We start from the raw sequence: 19083 nt of genomic DNA on the forward strand, positions 1-19083 counted from the left end.
AGCAGCCAAAGGGTGAGGGTCGCATGTTGGACCCGAGCCCCTGCGACGGCTGACGCCGACGGATGGAGCCGACCCTCATCCGGCGCTACGCGCCACCTTCTCCCAACAGGAGAAGGAAGCAAAACCCCACGTCCGCATTTGACGTAGCGTTGGTTTACGGCTGCGGTCATGACCGACGTTTATCGCATCCGCGCCGCTCAAACCTGGGCCCAGGCCCGCGCCGACTATCTGTCCGGCCTCAGCGCCGAGGCCGTGTGTCGCCGCCACGACCTGGGCCTGTCCGCTTTCCGCCGTCGCGCCCGCAAATACGGCTGGCGGCGCAGCGATCAGGTCGAGCCGCCGCCCGGCGAGATCGACCTGAGCCTCTATGAGGACGTCGGCATGGACCATCTGGCCCGGACCGCCCGACTGCATTTCATAGAGGCGACGGAGGCCGGTCGCGCCACCGATGCGCGTCGCTGGCAGCGCCTGTGGCTGGAACTTCGCGACGCGTGCCGCGAAGCCGACGCCGAATTCTTCAAGGGCATGAGCCGCGAAGAGACCCAGGCCTTTCTGGAACGGGAACGCCGCGAGATCGAGGATGAGGACGAGGCCCTGCTGGGTCCGCCGCCTGAGGACTGATCCCGCTGCGATCCGCTCGCAAAAATCTGCACGAAAGTGCACTCAAAAAATTTGGAGTGCACTTTTTCCCGCTCAGGCGGTTGGGGTCAGGGCCTTGAGGAACAGCACCCGCGCCGCGCCATAGTCGCGCGCGTCCAGCCGCTGATAGCCGGGCGTGTCGATCTCCGGCTCGTCCGACCCGCGCTCGAACACCACCAGGGCTCCGGGCTTGAGCCAGTTCCCCTCCAGCAGCCGCAACAGCGTCTGCTCGCCCAGCCCCTTGCCATAGGGCGGATCCAGGAAGGCGATGTCGAAGGCCTCGCCGTCCGATCCGGGCCTGACGCCCAGGTCCGTGGCGCTGCGACGATGCACGCGCGTGCGCCCCATCACCCCATAGGCGTCGGCGTTCTCGCGGATGGCGCCGCGCGCGCCGTCGTCCGTCTCGACGAACAGGCAGAAGCCCGCCCCCCGGCTGACCGCCTCGAACCCCAGGGCGCCCGATCCGGCGTACAGGTCGATGACCCGCGCGCCCTGCAGGCTCTCGGCCCAGGCGGCGTGTTCCAGCACGTTGAACACCGCCTGCCGCGCCCGGTCCGAGGTCGGGCGCGTGCCCTGCCCCTCCGGCGCGACGATGGCCCGGCCCTTCAGGCTCCCGGCGACGATCCGCACGGCGTCAGGCCTGCGACGGCGCGAACTGCGCCCACAGTTGTTCGGTCGTCAGGCGCGGCCGGTCGCCCGCCAGCGCATAGCCGTCCGGCTTGCTCTCGATGCAGAACTCGTCCTCCAGCGCGAAGACCGTCGGATCGTCGAACGCCTGGGCCGAGACCATGGTGATCCCGCCGTCGTTGGCGCGCCAGAACAGGCCGGTCCCGCACGCGGGGCAGAACTGCCGCGTCGCCCATTCGGACGAGGCGTAGGTCGCCACATCCCCCTGCACCTCGACGCTGTCGCCGCAGTCGACGCTGAACAGGATGCCGCCCGACTGCCGTCGGCAGGTGGGGCAATGGCAGGCGTGCATGCCGCCGTTGGGCGTGGCGGTGAAGGTCACCGCGCCGCACAGGCACCGGCCGGACAGGCGTGCATCCATCGTCAGGTCTCCATTCGCCCCTTAGCGCGGCGTGCGGGGCTTGCCCCCCGGCGCGCGACCGCTGGTGCCCGACGGGCCAGCCGGCTTGCCGCCGCCGGTGCGGGGCGGCCGGGTCTCACGGCTGCTGCCGCTCGCGCCGAAGCCGCGCGGCTTGAAGTCGCGCTTGGCGCCCTCTGGGCCAGCCGCCGTGCGCGGCTTGTACTCGCGCTTGGGCCCGTCGCTGGCGCGCGCCGGAGCGCCTTCGCGCGGCGTGTAGGTGCGGACTGGACGGTCGCCATCCTCGCGGGGCGTGTAGGCGCGCGCCGGGCGTTCGCCGTCCTCACGGGGCTTGTAGGTCTTCTTGGGGTGGACGGTGCGGGGCGTCGCCTTGGCCCAGCCTTCCTTCTTGGGTGGCCGCTCGCGGCGCTCGACCGCATCGGCCTGGGCCGTCTCGGCGGCGCGCACCCGGCTGGGCTTGCGCGACGGGTCCGACATGGCCGAGCCCGAGTTTCCCTTGAGGATCGGCGTCGACACCCGACGACCGGGAATGGGCGCAGGCGTCTCGACCGTATTGCCGGTCGGCAGGTTCTCGGGCCGGATGTAGTCGGCCAGCAGCTCGCGGATCACGCGCGGCCCGATCTCCTCGACCGAGCCGACCGGCAGGACGTCCAGGCGGAACGGACCATAGGCCAGGCGGATCAGGCGGTTGACCGTCAGACCGACGGACTCCAGCACCTTGCGGACTTCGCGGTTCTTGCCCTCGGTGATCGACACCGAGATCCACAGGTTGCTCGGCGTCCGGCCGTCCTCGGATTTGGACTCCTTGGCCTTGTCCAGCGTCGCCACCATGGGACCGTAGGAGATGCCCTCCACGACGGCGCCGTTCTTCAGCTCGTCCAGTTGGTCTTGCGTGATCTTGCCCCGCGCCCGCGCCCGGTACTGACGCACCAGCCCGGCCGAGGGCAGCTCCATCGCCCGGCTCAGCTCGCCGTCGTTGGTCAGCAGCAGCAGGCCTTCGGTCGACAGATCCAGTCGTCCGATCGAGATCACGCGCGGCAGGCCGGCCGGCAGGGCGTCGAACACCGTCGGGCGTCCGGTCGGATCCCTGTGACTGGTCAGCAGGCCCGCAGGCTTGTGATAGCGCCAGACGCGCGTCGCCTGGGTCGAACCCATGGGCTTGCCGTCGACCGTGATCACGTCGTCGCGCGTCACCAGGGTGGCGGGCGTGTCCAGGATGCGGCCGTTGACCGCCACCTTGCCCAGGCCGATCAGCCGCTCGACCTCGCGGCGCGAGGCGATGCCCGCGCGGGCCATGGTCTTGGCGATTCGCTCGGCGCGCAGGGGCGTGTCGGGCGTCTTGGACGGCTTTCCGTCCTTGCCGGCACGTGGCTTGTCGCCGCGATCAGGCTTGTCGCCGAACCGCTTGGGGCCGTCTTCGCGAGGGCTGCGTGGCTTGTCGCCATAGGATTTCGTCCCGTCGCCGCTCTTGCGGGGACCGGAGGATTTAAAGGGCCGGGGCGACCGTTCGTCTTGACGGGCGCGGGGCTTCTTGTCGTTGTCGTCTGTATGGCGGACCATGATGAGCGGTTCATGCGCATGGCGCTGGACCAAGCGCAAGCGGCGGCGGACGCAGGAGAGGTGCCTGTGGGTGCAATTCTTGTCGATCCTGTCTCAGGTGAGGTAATTTCGACCGGCGCCAACGGTCCCATCGCGTCACACGACCCCACCGCCCATGCCGAGATCGTGGCCATGCGACGCGCCGCGACGGCGCTGGAGAACTACCGCCTGACGGGCCTGACCCTCTATGTGACGCTGGAGCCCTGCGCCATGTGCGCCGGCGCCATCAGCCACGCCCGCATCGGCCGCGTCGTCTGGGCCGCCGACGATCCCAAGGGCGGCGCCGTCATCCACGGCCCGCGCCTGTTCGAACAACCCACCTGCCACTGGCGCCCGGCGACGGACTCAGGTCTTCTGGGGCAAGAGGCGTCCACCCTGCTCAAATCCTTCTTCCGTCAAAGGCGGGGAACGGCGGCAGGCGGCGCACGTTAGAACGCCGCGAAAAGCTGCGCTGTTTGGCGTCGCCGTGGAGGGAATGTCGTTGTTCAAGCCGGATCTGCCGCAGTCGATCGTCTTCAGCGGCCTCGCCGCGCTTGCTCTGTTGACCGCCTGCGGTCCCGACCCCGACAAGGCGCCCACCACCGGCGACGAGGTCAAGGAACGCGCCATCGACGCCCAGACCGCCCGCCAGCGCACCGGCGCCGAGATCCAGGACCGCACCCTGAACCGCGTCGTCCACACCGTCTATCTGTGCGACAACGGCGAGCGACTGTCGGTCGATTTCGACAATCCGCGCCAGATGGCGACCATCCGCAACTCGTCCGGCGAGGCCATCGACCTGTATCAGGAACGCGCCGCCGACGGCATCTGGTACCGCGCCTCCAACGTCCAACTGCGCGGCAAGGGCGTCCTCGCCACCTGGTCCGTCGAAGGCCGTCAGCCGACGCAGTGCCGGGCGGTGGACTAAAAGCCTAGCCCCGTCGCGACGTCGGTCGCGGCGCGAGCTGATCCAGCGCCTCCGCGTTGTCACGCCCCCAGGCATAGAGAAGCTCGACCGGCTCCACGAACCGCGCGCCCAGGTCCGTCAGCCGGTATTCGATGGCGGGCGGCATCGTCTCCAGCACATGGCGGCTGATCAAGCCGCTGACCTCCATCTCGCGCAGCGTCTGGGTCAGCATCTTCTTGGACACCCCCGGCAGGCTGCGCAGCAGCACGCCGGCCCGCGCACAGCCGCCATGACGCGCATGCAGCGTGTGCATCACCATGCTGGTCCATTTGGTCGCAAACAGCTCCAGCACCCGCCGGGGCGCACAGTCCTCGCGCCAGTCCTCGTCTTCGCCGCTCGCCTGCATGGTGCTCGCCTTCCGGGACCAGGTCCCCAAATGGTGCCTTCTAGCGACCCTGCATCGGCCCCACTAGGTGATGCGGCGAACGAAGAGGAGACGACCATGTCGAAAACAGCCCTTGTGGTGGGATCCAGCGGCATCGCCGGCGGCGCGGTCGCGGCCGAGCTTGCAGCCCAGGGCTGGTCGGTGCTGGGCCTCGCCCGCCGTCCCGTCGCGCAGGCGGGCGTCACGCCCATTGTCGCCGACCTCCACGATCCGGCGGCGACAGCGGCGGCCCTCGCCGACGCCCGCCCCGACGCCGTCTTCTTCACCACCTGGGCGCGCCAGGCCACGGAGGCGGAGAACATCCGCGTCAACGCCGCCATGGTCCGCACCTTGCTGAACGCCGTGCGCCCGGCGGCCTCGGTGCGTCATGTCGCCCTGGTCACCGGCCTGAAACACTACCTCGGCCCGTTCGAAGCCTACGGCCAGGGCGTCCTGCCCCAGACCCCGTTCCGCGAGGAACAGGGCCGGCTCGACATCGACAACTTCTACTACGCCCAGGAGGACGAGGTCTTCTCCGCCGCCGAACGCGACGGCTTCGCCTGGAGCTTTCACCGCCCACACACCATCATCGGCAAGGCGGTCGGCAACGCCATGAACATGGGAACCACCCTGGCCGCCTACGCCAGCCTGTGCCGCGAGACGGGCCGCCCGTTCCGCTTCCCCGGCTCGGAGGCCCAGTGGAACGGCCTCACCGACATGACCAGCGCGACCCAGTTGGCGCGTCACTTGGTCTGGGCTGCAACCACGCCCGCCGCCGCGAACCAAGCCTTCAACGTCGTCAACGGCGATGTCTTCCGCTGGAAGTGGATGTGGGGCCGTATCGCCGACTGGTTCGGCCTGACGCCCGCCCCGTTTGACGGGACGATCACGCCGCTGGAGACCCAGATGGCTGAGGACCGCGAAGTCTGGCGCCGCCTCGCCGCTCGCAAAAACCTGGTCGAGCCGAACCTCGACCGCCTGGCCTCGCCCTGGCACACCGACGCCGACCTCGGCCGCCCCATCGAGGTGGTGACCGACATGGGCAAGAGCCGCCGCCTGGGCTTCCTCGACTACCAGCCCACCGACGACGCCTTCTTCGCCCTGTTCAAGCAACTCAGGGCCGAGCGCCTGATCCCCTGACGCCTCTAGGACGGGTCGGTTCCCAGCAGACGCAGTTGCTCGACGGCGTTGGCGTTGGCCGTATCCAGCGCGAGCGAGCGCTGGTAGTTCTCCCTGGCCCGCGCACGGTCGCCTGACTTTGCATAGGCCTCGGCCAGGCTGTCGTAGGCGTTGCCGCTTTGCGGATAGAGGCTGACGATCAGCTTCATCAAGGTCAGGGCGTCTGCGACCCGGCCCCTGGACAGCAGCCGGTAGCCCCAGTTGTTCAGATCGCTTTCCGGCAGCGCGCCGGCGCCGTCCCGTGCTGCAAGTTCCGCCGCAACCCGCTCGGCCTGATCGAACCCTTCCGCTTCCAGCCGCTCCTGCAACGCGGCCACACCCGTCAACTTCATGCCGGGAATGAAGCGGGTCGCGACGGAATCGACCAGTTCCTCGGGAGAGGCGCCCGCGAGATTGGTCAGGATGATCACCGCCACCCGATCCTTCGGATAAACGAAGAAGGCGGATCGGCCGCCGCCCGTCATGCCGACCGCAGGATGATCCTGGCGCTCGACGACGAGCCATCCATTGGCCCACTCGCCCGCCTTGCCGTCGTTGAAGCGTCCCGGCGTCCACAGCGCCTCCAGCGTCGCCGGCGCTAGAATCTGGCCCGCCTGAAGCGCGATCAACCACCGCGCCAGATCGGGCGCCGAACTGTTGATGCCGGCGGCGGCGCGGGCGAACGACGGAAACAGCTCGTGCACGTTCTGAAGGCGCGGCGCCTCGCCCTCTCCGGGACGACTGAAGCGATAGCTGTCGGCCTTGCCGGGAATCAGATCCAGGGAATCGCCGAACCCCGAATGGGTCATGCCCAGCGGCTTGAAGACGTCCTCGCCCAAGACCGCCTCGAACGGACGCTCCTGCGCCTGTTCGACGATCCATTGCAGCAGCATATAGTTGGTCTGGTTATAGGCGAACCGCTCGCCCGGAACCGACCTCAAAGGCAGGCCCGCAAGGGCCGCCAGCGCGCTCGCCCTGTCCCGACCGACGTAGCCGCCGTCCGGCGTGATGATGTCCGGCAGACACGACATATGGGTCAGCAACTGACGCACGGTGATCGGACGCCAGGCTTGCGGCAAGTCCGCCAGATAGGTCGAAACCGGCGCATCCAGGTCCACCTCGCCGCGCTCGACCAGCCGCAGGATCTCGACGCCGGTAAAGGTCTTGGTCGCCGAGTTGATCGAGAAGACGGTCTCTTCGGTCACGGGGACCGGCGTCTGCAGATTGGCCAGGCCATAGGCGCCCGAATGGACGATCCGCCCATCCTTCACGACCGCGATCTGCATGCCTGGAATGGAGCGCAGGCTCATCTGGCGCTGGGCCCAGGCGTCCAGATCCGCGCTGGTCGAAGTCTGGGCCAGGGCGCAGAGCGGCGCGCCGGTCAGGGCGACGACGATCGCCAGTGTCGCCGTAAGCTGTCGAAACATGATGCCGGCCCCGTTCGAGAAGCCGGCAACCCACCACTTCAATCCCCAGGCCGCCAGTGAAGCTTTGGTAATGGGCGAAAGGCTTGAAAGCCCTGACTAATCGGCCCGAAACGCCGCGAGCCTTCGATCCAGCCCGTCCCGCACCTCGGGCCAGTCGTCGTCGATCACCGCGAACATGGCGGTGTCGCGCGCCCGGCCGGTGCAGGTGATCTTGTGCTTGCGCAGCACGCCCTCGGCCTTGGCGCCCAGCTTCAGGATGGCGGCCTGGCTCCGGGCGTTGACGGCGTCGGTGATGATCTCGACTCGCACTGCGCCCGCATCGAAGGCGTGGCCCAGCAACAGCCGCTTGCAGGATGGATTGATCGGCCCGCCCCGGGCCTCTGGTCGATAGAAGGTCGAGCCGATCTCGCAGCGGCGATAGGCCGGGTTGATTTCATACAGGCTGGTCGTCCCGACCACCGCGCCGTCTGAGCGCCGCCGCACCGCATAGGCGATCCGCGTCCCGGCCCGCATGGCCGCCAGGGCGCTGTCCCACCAGCCGTCGAAATGCTCGCCATAGGCCGGACCCACCATGATGTCCCAGGCGGCGGCGTCGCAATCGAGCGCCGTCCGCATGTCGGCCTTCAGCCCGTCCTCGAACGGCTCCAGCCGCACGAACCGATCCTCCAGCGGGACCGTGGCGATCCGCATCACGCGGTCGCGCCTTCCTCGATCAGGAAGGCCCGGACCTTGTCCGCATCCACCCCCTTGGCCACGAAGGCCTGGCCGATGCCGCGCGCCAGGATCAGGGTCAGCGCCCCGCCCTCGGCCTTCTTGTCGCCGGCCATCAGGGCCAGCAGCCGGTTGACCGCGAACGATCCCGCCTGCTCCAGCCGCATCGGCAGGCCCGCCGCCGCGACCACCGCCTCGACCCGCGCCACATCAGCCGACGAACACAACCCCTCGCGCGCCGAATACCGGAAGGCCATGCAGCACCCCAGCGCCACCGCCTCGCCGTGCGCCAGCGCGCCTTCGTCGAACCCGACCTCGGTCTCGACCGCATGGCCGAAGGTGTGGCCCAGGTTCAGCAGGGCGCGCCGCCCGGCTTCCTTCTCGTCCTCCCCGACCACCGCGCTCTTGATCTCGACAGAGCGGATCACAGCCCGCTCCAGCGCCGCCGGATCGCCGGTCGCACCCGCCGCCCCTTCGCCGGCCAGCCAGTCGAAGAATGCCGCGTCGCAGATCAGCCCGTGCTTCAGCACCTCGGCCCAGCCAGACTTCACCTGCCGCGCCGGCAGCGTCGCCAGCACGTCGATGTCGGCCAGGACCAGACGCGGCTGGTGAAAGGCGCCGACCAGGTTCTTGCCGCGTGGCGTGTCGATAGCGGTCTTGCCGCCAACCGACGAGTCGACCTGGGCCAGCAGGGTCGTCGGGATCTGCACGAAGTCGATGCCGCGCATGAACAGCGCCGCCGCCAGACCGGCCAGATCCCCCACGACCCCGCCGCCCAGGGCTATCACCACATCCTTGCGGTCCAGCCCGATCTCCAGCAGCCGGTCCAGCACCCGCTCCAGCTCGGCGAAGGACTTGGATCCCTCTCCCGCCGGCACGGTCACGACCTCGCTCTTGACGCCCGCCGCCGTCAGCGACGCCGTCAGGGCCTCGGCGTGGATGCCCGCCACCGTCTCGTCGGTGACGATGACAGTCCGCCCCTTGGCCAGCGGCGCGATATGCGCACCCGCCTGAGCCAGCAGCCCGCGTCCCACCACCACGTCATAGGCCGCGAAGGCCCCGCCGCTGACCGGAATGATCGTCACGTCTTCGTCTCCGCGCGCCGTCTGTGGCGCCAGTGCCGGCGCAGATTCTTGTGAATGGCGTCCACCGCCTGGCCGTGCGAGCCCTGCCCGACGTCCACCGTCACGTCGGCCTCGCCATAGATGGGATAGCGGGCCTCAGCCAAGCTCGTCAGCACCTCCAGCGGGTCCTTGCCCCGCAGAAGGGGACGCGTATCACGCCGCGCCACCCGCTCCGCAATCACCGCCAGATCGGCTCTCAACCACACCGTGTCGGACCGCGCTTTCAACAGCGCCCGCGTTTCCGGGTTCATCATCGCCCCGCCGCCGGTGGCCAGCACGATGGGCGGCCCTTCCAGCAGGCGGCGGATCACCCGCGCCTCGCCAGCCCGGAACTCGGCCTCACCCAGGGCGGCGAAGATTTCCGACACCGTCATCCCGGCCGCCGATTCGATTTCAACGTCGCCGTCGGCGAAGGGCAGTTTCAGCCGGTTGGCCAGCCGGCGCCCCACCGACGATTTGCCCACCCCCATAAGCCCGACCAGGGCTATGGTGCGGGTCGGTCCCGGATTCGCGCGCCGCCTCATCCGGCGGCTCCGGCGGAACGGTCGGTCGAAAGGACGGCGAAGGCGGCGACGCAGGCAGGCATGATCGATCAAACCTCTACACCAAGCCCGCTCCCACGCCATCCGTTCGAAGGACGGACGGTGCGATGACGCCCCAGATCGAGGCCTTTCTGGAGATGATGGCCGTCGAACGCGACGCCTCGCCCCACACCCTGTCCGCCTATGGCCGCGATCTGGCCGACGCCGATACGGCGCTGTCGGACGCCGGCGGTCTGATGAAGGCTGACGCCGAGGCCGTCGAGGGCTGGTTCGCCGACCTGTCGCGGCGCGGCCTGTCCGCCGCCACCGCCGCCCGTCGCCGATCCTCCGCGCGCCAGTTCTACCGTTTCGCCCTGGCCGAGGGCTGGCGCACCGACGACCCGTCGCGCCGCCTCGACGCGCCGAAACAGGGCCGGTCCCTGCCGAAGGTGCTGAGCCGCGACGAGATCGACGCCCTGCTGACCGCCTCGGCCAGCCGAGATGCGGCGGCGGGCCTGCGCCTGGTCGCCCTGGTCGAGATGGCCTACGCCTCGGGTCTGCGGGTGTCGGAGCTGCTGGGGCTCAAGGTCGAGGCCATCCGCCGCGACCCCGCCTATCTAATCGTGCGCGGCAAGGGCGGCAAGGAACGTCTCGCGCCCCTGAATACCGCCGCCCGCGAGGCCGTCAAGGCCTGGCTGACGGCCCGCGACGCCAAGCTCAAGGGCAAAGATGGGCGAAAGCCCGAGGCGCCTGACAGTCCCTGGCTGTTCCCCTCTTCAGGCCGCACCGGCCACCTGACCCCGCGCCGCTTCGCCCAACTGCTGGACGAGGCCGCCATAGTCGCCGGGATAGACCCAGCCCGCGTCAGCCCCCACGTCCTGCGCCACGCCTTCGCCACCCACCTGCTCGAAGGCGGCGCCGACCTGCGTGTCGTCCAGACCCTGCTGGGCCACGCCGACATCGCCACCACCCAGATCTACACCTACGTCGCCACCGACCGCCTGGCCCAGGTCGTCCAGCAAAACCACCCCTTGGCGCGCGACGACTGAACCGCCGCTTGCCCGGCGGCGTTGACCTCTCTAGGTTCCCCCGCCTTCCCTAAGGGCGCTCTTGCCCGCTCGCAATTCCCGGACGCCCTGATGGCCACGCACTATCTCGACTTCGAAAAGCCGATCGCCGATCTGGAAGCCAAGATCGAGGAGCTGTCGCTATTGTCCGACGCCTCGGGCGATTTCGACAATGAGATCGAGGGCCTGCGCAAGAAGGCCGAGCAGCTGCGAAAGAAGACCTACGCCGGTCTGGACCCCTGGATGAAGACCCAGGTCGCGCGCCATCCGCAGCGTCCGCACTTCATCGACTATGTCCAGAGCCTGTTCACCGACTGGAACGAGCTGCACGGCGACCGTCAGTTCGGCGACGACCAGGCCATCCTGGGCGGCCTGGCCCGTTTCCGGGGCCGTCCGGTCGTGATCATGGGCCATGAAAAGGGCCACGACACCGCCACCCGTATCACCCACAACTTCGGCATGGCCCGGCCCGAGGGCTATCGCAAGGCCGTGCGCCTGATGGACATGGCCGAGCAGTTCGGCCTGCCGGTCCTCAGCTTCATCGACACGGCCGGCGCCTATCCGGGCCTGGGCGCCGAGGAGCGCGGCCAGGCCGAGGCCATTGCCCGTTCGACCGAGCGCTGCCTGACGCTGGGCGTGCCCTCCATCGCCACCATCACCGGCGAAGGCGGCTCGGGCGGCGCCATCGCCATCGCGGCGGCCAGCCGCGTGCTGATGCTGGAGCATTCGATCTATTCGGTCATCTCGCCCGAGGGTGCGGCCGGCATCCTGTGGCGCGATGGCGCGCGGGCCCGGGACGCGGCCATGGCGATGAAGATCACCGGCCCGGACCTGATGGGCCTAAAGATCGTGGATCGCCTGATCGAGGAACCGGTCGGCGGCGCCCACACCGACCGCGACGCGGCCATGGCCAATGTCGGCGACGTGCTGGCCGAAGAGCTGAAGGGTTTCGAGGGCCTGTCGCCCCAGCAGATCAAGAAGCGCCGCGCCGACCGCTTCTACGCCATCGGCGCGCTCTAGCCGAACAGCGTTAACGCAGCGTCCACCATCGTCTGCCAAGCTTGCTCCTTCATCCACGGGGTTTGCGACCGGCCATGACCATTGCGGCGCGACCAAACCGGGCCAATCCGGCATGAGCGGCGGCGAATCCCTGCGCGAAAGCGCTGTCTTCAACTTGGGCGGCGCCATCACGATGATCGTCGACGATTCGCCCTTCTCGTTGACGCTGACGTCCAACGCCCTGACCGGGTTCGGCATCCGCCCGGCCTTCGCCTGCGGCACGGGAACCCAGGCCAAGAAGCTGCTGACCGACAAGCCCATCGACCTACTGGTCGTGGACACCGACATGCCCGACATCGACGGGTTCGAACTGGTGCGCTGGCTGCGTCGATCCGGCCCCAACCCCAACGCCTTCACCCCCGTCATCATGACCGCCAGCCATATCCGGCGCGGGCGTGTGGCCGAGGCCCGGGACTGCGGCGCCAACTTCGTCGTCACCAAACCGTTCAGCCCCGCCATGCTGCTGGAGCGCATCCTGTGGGTCGCGCGCGACAGCCGGCCCTTTCTGGAGGTCGGCGACTATCTGGGACCGGATCGCCGGTTCCGACACAGCGGCTATGAGGGCGTCGAACGCCGGGCCGACATGCTGCGCAAGGCCAATGGGATGGAGAGCCTGGCCCTATGACCGTCATCACCCACACCCAGCGCAAGTCGCGCCTGTCCGAAATGCTGGATCGCCCCGGCGGCGTCAGCGTCGGCGTCGCCCTGGCCCAGGCCAGGGCCAATCTGGACGCCCTGCAGGATCAGGCCCGCGCCATCATCGCCGACAATATCGCCGTCCTGCTGGCCAAGCCTGACCCCGACCTGATCGAACCGATGCGGCTGGACCTGGCCTATTCCGCCTCCAGCCAGATCATCGATGCGGCCAGCCCGTTCGCGATGGACGACCTGTGCACGGCGGCCAAGGGTCTGTGCGACCTGCTGGACGCCGCGCCGCGCCAGGGGGGATTTGACTGGCGCATCGCCACCGTTCACGCCCAGGCGATGAAGCTGCTGCTGTCCCTGCCGGCCGAGGAACAGGCCGCGCGAACGGCCATCCTGACCAATCTGCACGAAGTCCTTCGCAAGAAGCTGCCCGCGAGCGATCAGTCCGCGACCTGAGACGCCTTGCCGGCGCGCGTCTGCTTGCGCCACAGGGCGGCGTATTCCCCGCCCTGACGCGCCACAAGCTCATGGTGCCCGCCGCGCTCGACGATCCGCCCGGCCTTCAGCACCAGGATTTGATCGGCGTCCGCCACGGTCGACAGCCTGTGCGCCACCACCAGGGTCGTGCGGCCGTGTCGGGCCTTTTGCAGAGTCCTTTGGATCGCCGCCTCGGTGCGGCTGTCCAGGGCGCTGGTCGCCTCGTCAAGGATCAGGATACAGGGATCGGCCAGCAAGGCTCGCGCGATGCCCACACGCTGGCGCTCGCCGCCCGACAGCTTCAGGCCCCGTTCTCCGACCTTGGTCTCCATCCCGTCCGGCAGGCCGCGAATGAAGTCGGCCAGTTCCGCCGCCTCGGCCGCCGCCCACACCTGGGCCGCGTCTGCATCGGGTCGCGCGAAGGCGATGTTGGCGCCCAGGGTGTCGTTGAACAGGGCCACGTCCTGCGGCACCAGGGCCACGGCGGCGCGCAACGACGCCTGGGTCACCTGACGCGCATCATGACCGTCGATCAGCACGCGCCCTTCCTGCGGATCCAGCAGCCGCAGCGCCAGTTTGACGATGGTAGACTTGCCCGCGCCAGACGGCCCGACCAGCGCCGTCGTCGTGCCGGGCGCCGCGAAGAAGCTGACGTCCTCCAGGCCGTTCGCGCGGGCATCATGGCGGAAGCCGACGCCCTCGAACGCGACCGACGCCCCCCGCGCATCGACGGGTCGCGGCAGGGCCACAGCGTTTAGCGCATCGGCGACCTGGGGCGTCTGACGCGCCACCTTAAGCATCTCCTCCATGTCGATGAAGGACTGGCGGATTTCCCGATAGGCGAAGCCCAGGATGTTGAGCGGCGCATACAGCGATATCATGATCAGAACCGCCGCCGTCACGTCGCCCGGCCCCATCCGCCCGGCCGCCGCCTCGAACCCGGCCATCACCGCCATGACACCCAGACCCAGGTTCATCACCAGGGCCTGCATGCCGTTCAGCATGGCCAGCGAGCTGTTGGCCTTCAGCGAGGCCTCGGCATAGTCGCCCAGCGCCCGGTCATAGGTCTGGGCCGCACGCGTCTCGGCGCCGAACGACTTGACCGTCTCATAGTTCAGCAGGGCGTCCACCGACACGCCGGCGGCCTCGGAATCGGCCGCATTCATGATCCGGCGATGTTCCAGCCGCCAGTTGGACATGGCGAAGGTGGCGGCGGTGTAGATCACCACCACGACCACGGCGACGGCCGCGAACCGCCAGTCGTATTTCGCGCCCAGCACCCCCGCCGCCAGCACCAGCTCCACCCCGGTCGGGATCAGGTTGAAGGCCAGGATACGCAGCAGGAAGTCCACCGCGCGCGACCCGCGATCCATCGTCCGCGACAGGGCGCCTGAGCGTTTGGTCTGGTGGAAGTCCAGCGACAGGCTCAACGCGTGGGCGAAGGCCTCGGCCGCCGTGGTGCGCTGGGCGGCGGCGCGCACGGGCGCGAACACCACGTCCGAAATCAAGGGAGAGGCGGCCGACAGGAACCGCACAAAGGTCCAGCCGATGGCGAAGGCTGCAAAGCCCAGACCAACGGCCGTCGCCGCGCCCTGCAACGCCGCCAGCCGATTGACCGCCGCGCCCAGCACCAGCGGCGCCATCACGCCCAGTCCCTTGCCCGCCAGCGTCAGCATAATGGCGAAGATCAGCCTCAGTTTCAGGTGCGGCGCACCTGAACGGGCAACCAGCCGCGCGAGGTCCGCCAACGCCGTTAGCGTCGGGGGTCCGTCCGTCTTGTCCTGTAGGCTCCCTGCCTGCTGCGCCTTGACCATCGGGTCACGCCTGCCGCCGGAGCGTTCGCCTCGTATCGCCATGATCCGCATATGGAAAGCCATTGCGACCGGGGAAAGGCCACGCTGGCGCGCGACCGGGGATTAGTCGCTCAACCCAGGCTGACGATCGCCTCGATCAGCTCGTCCACGGCCGCTTCCTGCGTCGCCCACGAACAAACGAACCGCACCGATCCATCGTCGAACGGATAGCAGGCCCAGCCCAGGGCGTTCAGGCGCGCGTGCGCCTCAGGCGACATCCGCACGAAGACGGCGTTGGCCTCGACCGGATGCGCCAACACGAAGGGCGTGCGTACCGCGATCCCCGCCGCTAGGCGCTGCGCCATCAGATTGGCGTGGGCGCCACCCGATTCCCAGTCTCCGCTTTCCAGCAGTCCCAGCATCGGTCCCGACAGCATCCGCGCCTTGGAAGCCGTCTGCCCCGCCTGTTTCAGACGATTGTCCAGACGCCGCACCAGACGCTTGTCGAACAGGACGATGGCCTCGGCGCAGTTGGCGCCCGCCTTGGCCCCGCCGAACACCAGCACGTCCACGCCCAGGCGCGGGATGTCCTTCAGATCGAACCCCGAGGCGACCGCATTGGTCAGGCGCGCGCCATCCATATGGACGCCGTAGCCCAGCGCTTTGGTCGGCTCGATCAGGTGGCGCAGCTCCTCCTCGGTATAGACCGCGCCATACTCGGTGGCCTGGGTCAGAGACAGGGCCGCCGGCGGCTGGCGGTGGCCGACTTCGGCCTCGCCCAGATGCGCCTGCAGGGCCAGCGGATCGATCTTGCCCGAAAAACCCGGCAGGCCGATCAGGCCGACGCCATGACCGAAGAAGCCCGGCGCGCCGGTTTCGTCCGTGCAGATGTGGGCGGCGTTGTGCGCCAGAACCGCCTCATAGGGCTGGGCCAGCATCGACAGGGCGATGGCGTTGGCGGCCGTGCCGCTGAAGACGAACCGCACCTCGGCGTCCGCATCCAGCCGCTGGCGAATCTGATCGGCGGCGCGCGCGGTGACGTCGTCGCCGCCGTAGGCGCGGGCGAACCCCTTGTTGGCGCGCACCAGGCCTTCGATGGCGCTCAGGGCCATGCCGGCGGTGTTGTCGGATCCGAAATCGTAGCGCATCAGCGGGCCGTCGCCTTCAAATCAGCTGCGTCATCCTCGACAGTCCGCACACGGACCACCGGCATCACATCCTCGTCGCCATAAGGCACGGCGACCTGATGCGGGAACGGAATCTCGATGCCCGCGGCGTCCAGCGCCTCCTTGCCGCCCTGCATCAGATCGGCCTGGGTCTGCCACCAGTCGCCGACCTTGACCCAGGCGTGCAGCGTCACCTGGACCGAACTGTCCAGCAGGCCCGTCACCCCGGTCCAAGGATGGGGGTCGTGCAGCACCTTGTCATGCGCTTCGGCCATGTCGGCCAGAACGCAGCGCGCCTGGTTCAGGTCGTCGCCGTAACCGACGGTGAAGTTGATCTCGATCCGGCGCGTCTGCTGTCCCGTCAGATTGGTCAAAGGATCGCTCAGAACCTTGGAATTCGGGATGACGATCTTGTGGTTGTTGGCGTTCGAAAGCTGGGTGGTGAACAGGTCCAGCCGCTGCACGGTGCCGGACATGCCGCCCACGTCCACGACGTCCCCGACGCGATAGGGCCGCAGCACCAGCAGCATGATCCCCGACGCCACGTTCGACAGCGTGCCTTGAAGCGCCAGCCCCACGGCCAGAGACGCCGCGCCCAAGACCGCGATGATCGAGGTCGTCTGCACGCCCAGACGCTGAAGCACCGCGATCATGCCGATGATGAACACCACCACCCGCACGACCTGAACCGCAAAGCTCAGGACCGTTGGATCATGACGGAAGCCCTTGACGCGCGACAGACCGTTGCGCGCCGCCCTCGAAGCCCATTTCGCCGCAAAGACCGTCGCGGCGAAGATCAGGATGGCGATGGTCAGGTTGATCGCGAAATCACCGGCCATGTCGGTCAGTTTGGCGATCACGGCGGCGTCTACGGATACGGCCTTGCGGCCTGCGGCGACCGCTTCGGCGATAGGGGTGACGTCAGTAGGCAGGGGCGAAGACATGCGCCGGGTCTAACGCCTGACGCGCCGATTGGAACCCCCGAAGCCCGATTTCAGGCCTTGGCGATCCGTCCGCCGCCGCTTTCGATGGCGTCCAGCAGGTCCATCACGTCGTCGATGGTGTTGGCCTCCCGCGCCGGCTTGTCCCAGCGAATACGACTGACGCGCGGGAAGCGCATGGCGACGCCCGACTTGTGCCGGGTCGATCGGTTCAACCCCTCGAAAGCGATCTCAAGCACCAGGCCGAAGTCGCGCTCTGCCCGCACCGACCGCACCGGCCCGAACCGGTCGATGGTGTGGTCGCGCACGAACTTGTCGAGCTGTTTCAACTCCTCGTCGGTGAAGCCGAAATAGGCCTTGCCCACCGGCGTCAGTGCCCCCTCCGGCGTCCAGACCCCGAAGGTATAGTCGGAATAGAAGCTGGATCGCTTCCCATGCCCCCGCTGAGCATACATCAGGACGGCGTCGATGACGTGGGGATCGCGCTTCCACTTGAACCACGGCCCCTTCGGCCGTCCCGCCAGATAGGGACTGTCCCAGCGTTTGAGCATCAGGCCTTCCGCCGCCGCCCCGACCGGCGGATCGGCCCGGAGCTGCGCCAGCTGATCCCAGTCGGCGTAGTCGACCACCGGCGACAGATGCAGCCGCTCGCCCGTATGGCTCGCCACCAGGGTCTCCAGTCGTGCGCGACGGTCGCGCAGAGGTAAAGTCCGCAAGTCCTCGCCGTCCTGAGCCAGCAGGTCATAGGCGACCACCGCCGCCGGAAAGGCCTGCATCGACTTGGCGTCCACCGTCTTGCGGTTCAGCCGCTGCTGCAGATCCCCGAACGGCGCCACCGCCCCGTCGCGCCACACGATCAGTTCGCCGTCGATCGCCCCCTGGAACGCCAGGGCCTCCATCACATCGGGAAAGGCGGCCGAAATCTCGTCGCCGGTGCGGGAATACAGCTTGCCGACATCGCCCTCCAGCACCGCCTGAACCCGTATGCCGTCCCACTTCCACTCGGCGGCGTAGTCGGCGGGCGACAGTTTGGGCAGATCGACCGCCTCGTCGATGGCGACTGCCAACATGACGGGTCGGAACCGGCCGGGCGCATCGGGGCTGGGTCGTTCCGCCCTGCCCTCCAGCCAAGCGAACAGGTCGGCATAGGGCGGCTCGACCGCGTGCCAGACCTCTTCGATCGCCGATGCGTCGATGGCGTCCAGCGTCGTCTGCGCCTCGTCCCCGTCCGGCGACGGCGGGTCCATCACGGCGTCCGGTCGCATCATCGCCGCCGCCGTCTTGGCCAGCCGCGCCGACAGGCCCACACGCAAGGCCCCGGTCATCAGTTTCAGCAGCGCCCAACGGCCCTTGGGCTCCAGCGCGTCCAGCCAGCCTTCCAGGAGGCCTCGCACCTCGGCGCGGCTGGCGGTGCGCAACGCCTCGACCACCTCGGCCAGCTCCGGCTCGCGATTGGGCCGGTGATCGGGGCTGACGGGCCAGATCAAGGCCACCGTCTCGGCCAAATCCCCGACATAATCGTAGGACCAGCCGAACAGTACGCTGTCCACCCGCCCCTCGACCGCCTTCCTGATCATCGCCGGCTTGGCGGCGTCGAATGTCAGATCGCCCGTTAGCGCCGCCAGCGCCCATCCCCGGTCGGGATCGGGCGTCGCCCTCAGATAATCCCTGACCAGCACCAGCTTCGCATTGCGCGAAGCCGTCAGGGACAAACGATCCAGAAGCTCGGCGAAGGCGCGCATCGTCATCCATCTTGGGCGCTCGAAGCGTCGCCGCATACCAGAACGAAAAACGCCCCGGAGGTTTCCCTCCGGGGCGCGTCTTCGATCTTAGGGGATCAGTTGAACAGGCCGGCGATCACGGCGGTGATCAGACCCCCGGCGACGGCGGCCAGAACCACGTCATTGCCGCTGCGGACATATTGGTAGCCGCGGGGCGGGGCGCGCAGGCCATAGCGGTTGTAGTCGTTCACCACATAGGCGTTGGTCCGGTAGTAGGACGGCATCCGCTGACCATAGCTCCAAGTGCGCACTGCATAGCCGCGAGGCGGGGCATAGCGCGGAGCGTTATAGCGACGCTCGGCCCGCTGCCAGCGGTCATAGGCGCGTTGTTGCTGGCGATACTCCTGGCGGTCCTGGCGCTGGTCCTGACGGAACTCGCGGCGGTCGTCACGACGGTCCTGGCGATGATCGCGACGGTCTTCGCGTTGCTCATAGCGATGATCGCCGCGCGACTGGGCCGAGGCGGCGCCGGCGGCGCCCAGGGCGGTGGTGGCCATCAGGGCGGCCATCGTAGCGGTAAGGATCTTCCTCATGATCGTGTCTCCATCTGCGTCGAAGGGCTTCGACTTGATCGCAGTTATGGAGCCTGCCGGCTGAGGCGTGTCTGAACCGCCGTCATC

The 19083-nt window shown here is 68.5% G+C and carries 21 protein-coding genes; 8 read left to right on the plus strand and 13 right to left on the minus strand.

The features are described from left to right. The first annotated feature begins 168 nt into the window (after nucleotides 1-168). Nucleotides 169-621, plus strand: coding sequence for a hypothetical protein (locus ACP693_RS16950; protein ID WP_426016478.1), 453 nt, complete (start codon nucleotides 169-171; stop codon nucleotides 619-621). A 72-nt stretch (nucleotides 622-693) separates the two neighbouring features. On the opposite strand, the gene rsmD is transcribed toward ACP693_RS16950, so the two are convergent. The 3 genes from rsmD to ACP693_RS16965 are packed head-to-tail and all read right to left on the minus strand — an operon-like array spanning nucleotide 694 to nucleotide 3244. Next, nucleotides 694-1269: a 16S rRNA (guanine(966)-N(2))-methyltransferase RsmD gene (rsmD, locus tag ACP693_RS16955; protein ID WP_426016476.1), complete on the minus strand. Its 576-nt coding sequence runs from the start codon at nucleotides 1267-1269 to the stop codon at nucleotides 694-696. Between the two features lie 4 nt (nucleotides 1270-1273). Beyond that, nucleotides 1274-1687, minus strand: a complete 414-nt coding sequence (locus ACP693_RS16960) for a GFA family protein (RefSeq protein ID WP_426016474.1) — start codon at nucleotides 1685-1687, stop codon at nucleotides 1274-1276. A gap of 21 nt (nucleotides 1688-1708) precedes the next feature. Further along, complete coding sequence (locus ACP693_RS16965; protein WP_426016472.1) at nucleotides 1709-3244, minus strand: pseudouridine synthase; 1536 nt, start codon at nucleotides 3242-3244, stop codon at nucleotides 1709-1711. A 12-nt stretch (nucleotides 3245-3256) separates the two neighbouring features. On the opposite strand from ACP693_RS16965, the gene tadA reads away from it, so the two are divergent. Then, nucleotides 3257-3715, plus strand: a complete 459-nt coding sequence (tadA, locus tag ACP693_RS16970) for a tRNA adenosine(34) deaminase TadA (protein ID WP_426016470.1) — start codon at nucleotides 3257-3259, stop codon at nucleotides 3713-3715. A 43-nt stretch (nucleotides 3716-3758) separates the two neighbouring features. After that, nucleotides 3759-4190 carry an MliC family protein gene (locus tag ACP693_RS16975; protein ID WP_426016469.1) on the plus strand — a complete coding sequence of 144 codons (432 nt, stop codon included), beginning with the start codon at nucleotides 3759-3761 and terminating at the stop codon, nucleotides 4188-4190. Nucleotides 4191-4194: 4 nt separating this feature from the next. Here ACP693_RS16975 and ACP693_RS16980 read toward each other — a convergent pair whose 3' ends face one another. Next, a complete protein-coding gene (locus ACP693_RS16980; RefSeq protein ID WP_426016467.1) occupies nucleotides 4195-4575 on the minus strand; it encodes a winged helix-turn-helix transcriptional regulator in 381 nt (126 codons plus the stop codon). Between the two features lie 96 nt (nucleotides 4576-4671). On the opposite strand from ACP693_RS16980, the gene ACP693_RS16985 reads away from it, so the two are divergent. Further along, nucleotides 4672-5733, plus strand: a complete 1062-nt coding sequence (locus ACP693_RS16985) for an SDR family oxidoreductase (protein WP_426016465.1) — start codon at nucleotides 4672-4674, stop codon at nucleotides 5731-5733. A gap of 5 nt (nucleotides 5734-5738) precedes the next feature. Here ACP693_RS16985 and ACP693_RS16990 read toward each other — a convergent pair whose 3' ends face one another. From ACP693_RS16990 to ACP693_RS17005, 4 genes are all read right to left on the minus strand, one after another. Next, nucleotides 5739-7178, minus strand: coding sequence for a serine hydrolase (locus ACP693_RS16990; RefSeq protein ID WP_426016463.1), 1440 nt, complete (start codon nucleotides 7176-7178; stop codon nucleotides 5739-5741). 96 nt (nucleotides 7179-7274) lie between these two features. Then, nucleotides 7275-7868 carry a GNAT family N-acetyltransferase gene (locus tag ACP693_RS16995; protein WP_426016460.1) on the minus strand — a complete coding sequence of 198 codons (594 nt, stop codon included), beginning with the start codon at nucleotides 7866-7868 and terminating at the stop codon, nucleotides 7275-7277. Further along, entirely contained in the window at nucleotides 7868-8974 is a 1107-nt protein-coding gene (aroB, locus tag ACP693_RS17000; RefSeq protein WP_426016458.1) for a 3-dehydroquinate synthase, read from the minus strand. The genes ACP693_RS16995 and aroB overlap by 1 nt, the downstream gene beginning before the upstream one ends. Further along, a complete protein-coding gene (locus ACP693_RS17005) occupies nucleotides 8971-9537 on the minus strand; it encodes a shikimate kinase (RefSeq protein ID WP_426016456.1) in 567 nt (188 codons plus the stop codon). The genes aroB and ACP693_RS17005 overlap by 4 nt, the downstream gene beginning before the upstream one ends. 125 nt (nucleotides 9538-9662) lie before the next feature. Here ACP693_RS17005 and ACP693_RS17010 point away from each other — a divergent pair, with 125 nt between their 5' ends. The 4 genes from ACP693_RS17010 (at nucleotide 9663) to ACP693_RS17025 (ending at nucleotide 12761) form a co-directional block, all read left to right on the plus strand. Next, nucleotides 9663-10583, plus strand: coding sequence for a site-specific tyrosine recombinase XerD (locus ACP693_RS17010; RefSeq protein ID WP_426016454.1), 921 nt, complete (start codon nucleotides 9663-9665; stop codon nucleotides 10581-10583). Nucleotides 10584-10673: 90 nt separating this feature from the next. Further along, the gene (locus ACP693_RS17015) at nucleotides 10674-11621 is read left to right on the plus strand and encodes an acetyl-CoA carboxylase carboxyltransferase subunit alpha (RefSeq protein WP_159844693.1); all 948 of its coding nucleotides are present in this window, start codon (nucleotides 10674-10676) and stop codon (nucleotides 11619-11621) included. A gap of 112 nt (nucleotides 11622-11733) precedes the next feature. Then, the gene (locus tag ACP693_RS17020; protein ID WP_426016453.1) at nucleotides 11734-12285 is read left to right on the plus strand and encodes a response regulator; all 552 of its coding nucleotides are present in this window, start codon (nucleotides 11734-11736) and stop codon (nucleotides 12283-12285) included. Then, a complete protein-coding gene (locus ACP693_RS17025; RefSeq protein ID WP_426016451.1) occupies nucleotides 12282-12761 on the plus strand; it encodes a chemotaxis protein CheE in 480 nt (159 codons plus the stop codon). The genes ACP693_RS17020 and ACP693_RS17025 overlap by 4 nt, the downstream gene beginning before the upstream one ends. Here the strand turns inward: ACP693_RS17025 and ACP693_RS17030 are convergent. From ACP693_RS17030 to ACP693_RS17050, 5 genes are all read right to left on the minus strand, one after another. Beyond that, nucleotides 12746-14596, minus strand: coding sequence for an ABCB family ABC transporter ATP-binding protein/permease (locus ACP693_RS17030; RefSeq protein WP_426016449.1), 1851 nt, complete (start codon nucleotides 14594-14596; stop codon nucleotides 12746-12748). The two genes, ACP693_RS17025 and ACP693_RS17030, sit on opposite strands and share 16 nt — an antisense overlap. A 110-nt stretch (nucleotides 14597-14706) precedes the next feature. Further along, nucleotides 14707-15723 (minus strand): threonine aldolase family protein, encoded by a 1017-nt coding sequence (locus ACP693_RS17035; RefSeq protein WP_426016447.1) that lies wholly within the window; start codon nucleotides 15721-15723, stop codon nucleotides 14707-14709. Beyond that, nucleotides 15723-16685 carry a mechanosensitive ion channel family protein gene (locus ACP693_RS17040; RefSeq protein WP_426016445.1) on the minus strand — a complete coding sequence of 321 codons (963 nt, stop codon included), beginning with the start codon at nucleotides 16683-16685 and terminating at the stop codon, nucleotides 15723-15725. Before ACP693_RS17040 ends, ACP693_RS17035 begins: the two co-directional genes overlap by 1 nt. A 50-nt stretch (nucleotides 16686-16735) precedes the next feature. Beyond that, complete coding sequence (locus ACP693_RS17045) at nucleotides 16736-18424, minus strand: cisplatin damage response ATP-dependent DNA ligase (RefSeq protein ID WP_426016443.1); 1689 nt, start codon at nucleotides 18422-18424, stop codon at nucleotides 16736-16738. A gap of 95 nt (nucleotides 18425-18519) precedes the next feature. Further along, entirely contained in the window at nucleotides 18520-18996 is a 477-nt protein-coding gene (locus ACP693_RS17050; RefSeq protein WP_426016442.1) for an RcnB family protein, read from the minus strand. Between the last annotated feature and the right edge of the window lie 87 nt (nucleotides 18997-19083).

The sequence above is a fragment of the Brevundimonas sp. TWP1-3 genome (assembly GCF_049896085.1).
In the GTDB taxonomy this organism is placed as follows: Bacteria; Pseudomonadota; Alphaproteobacteria; order Caulobacterales; family Caulobacteraceae; genus Brevundimonas.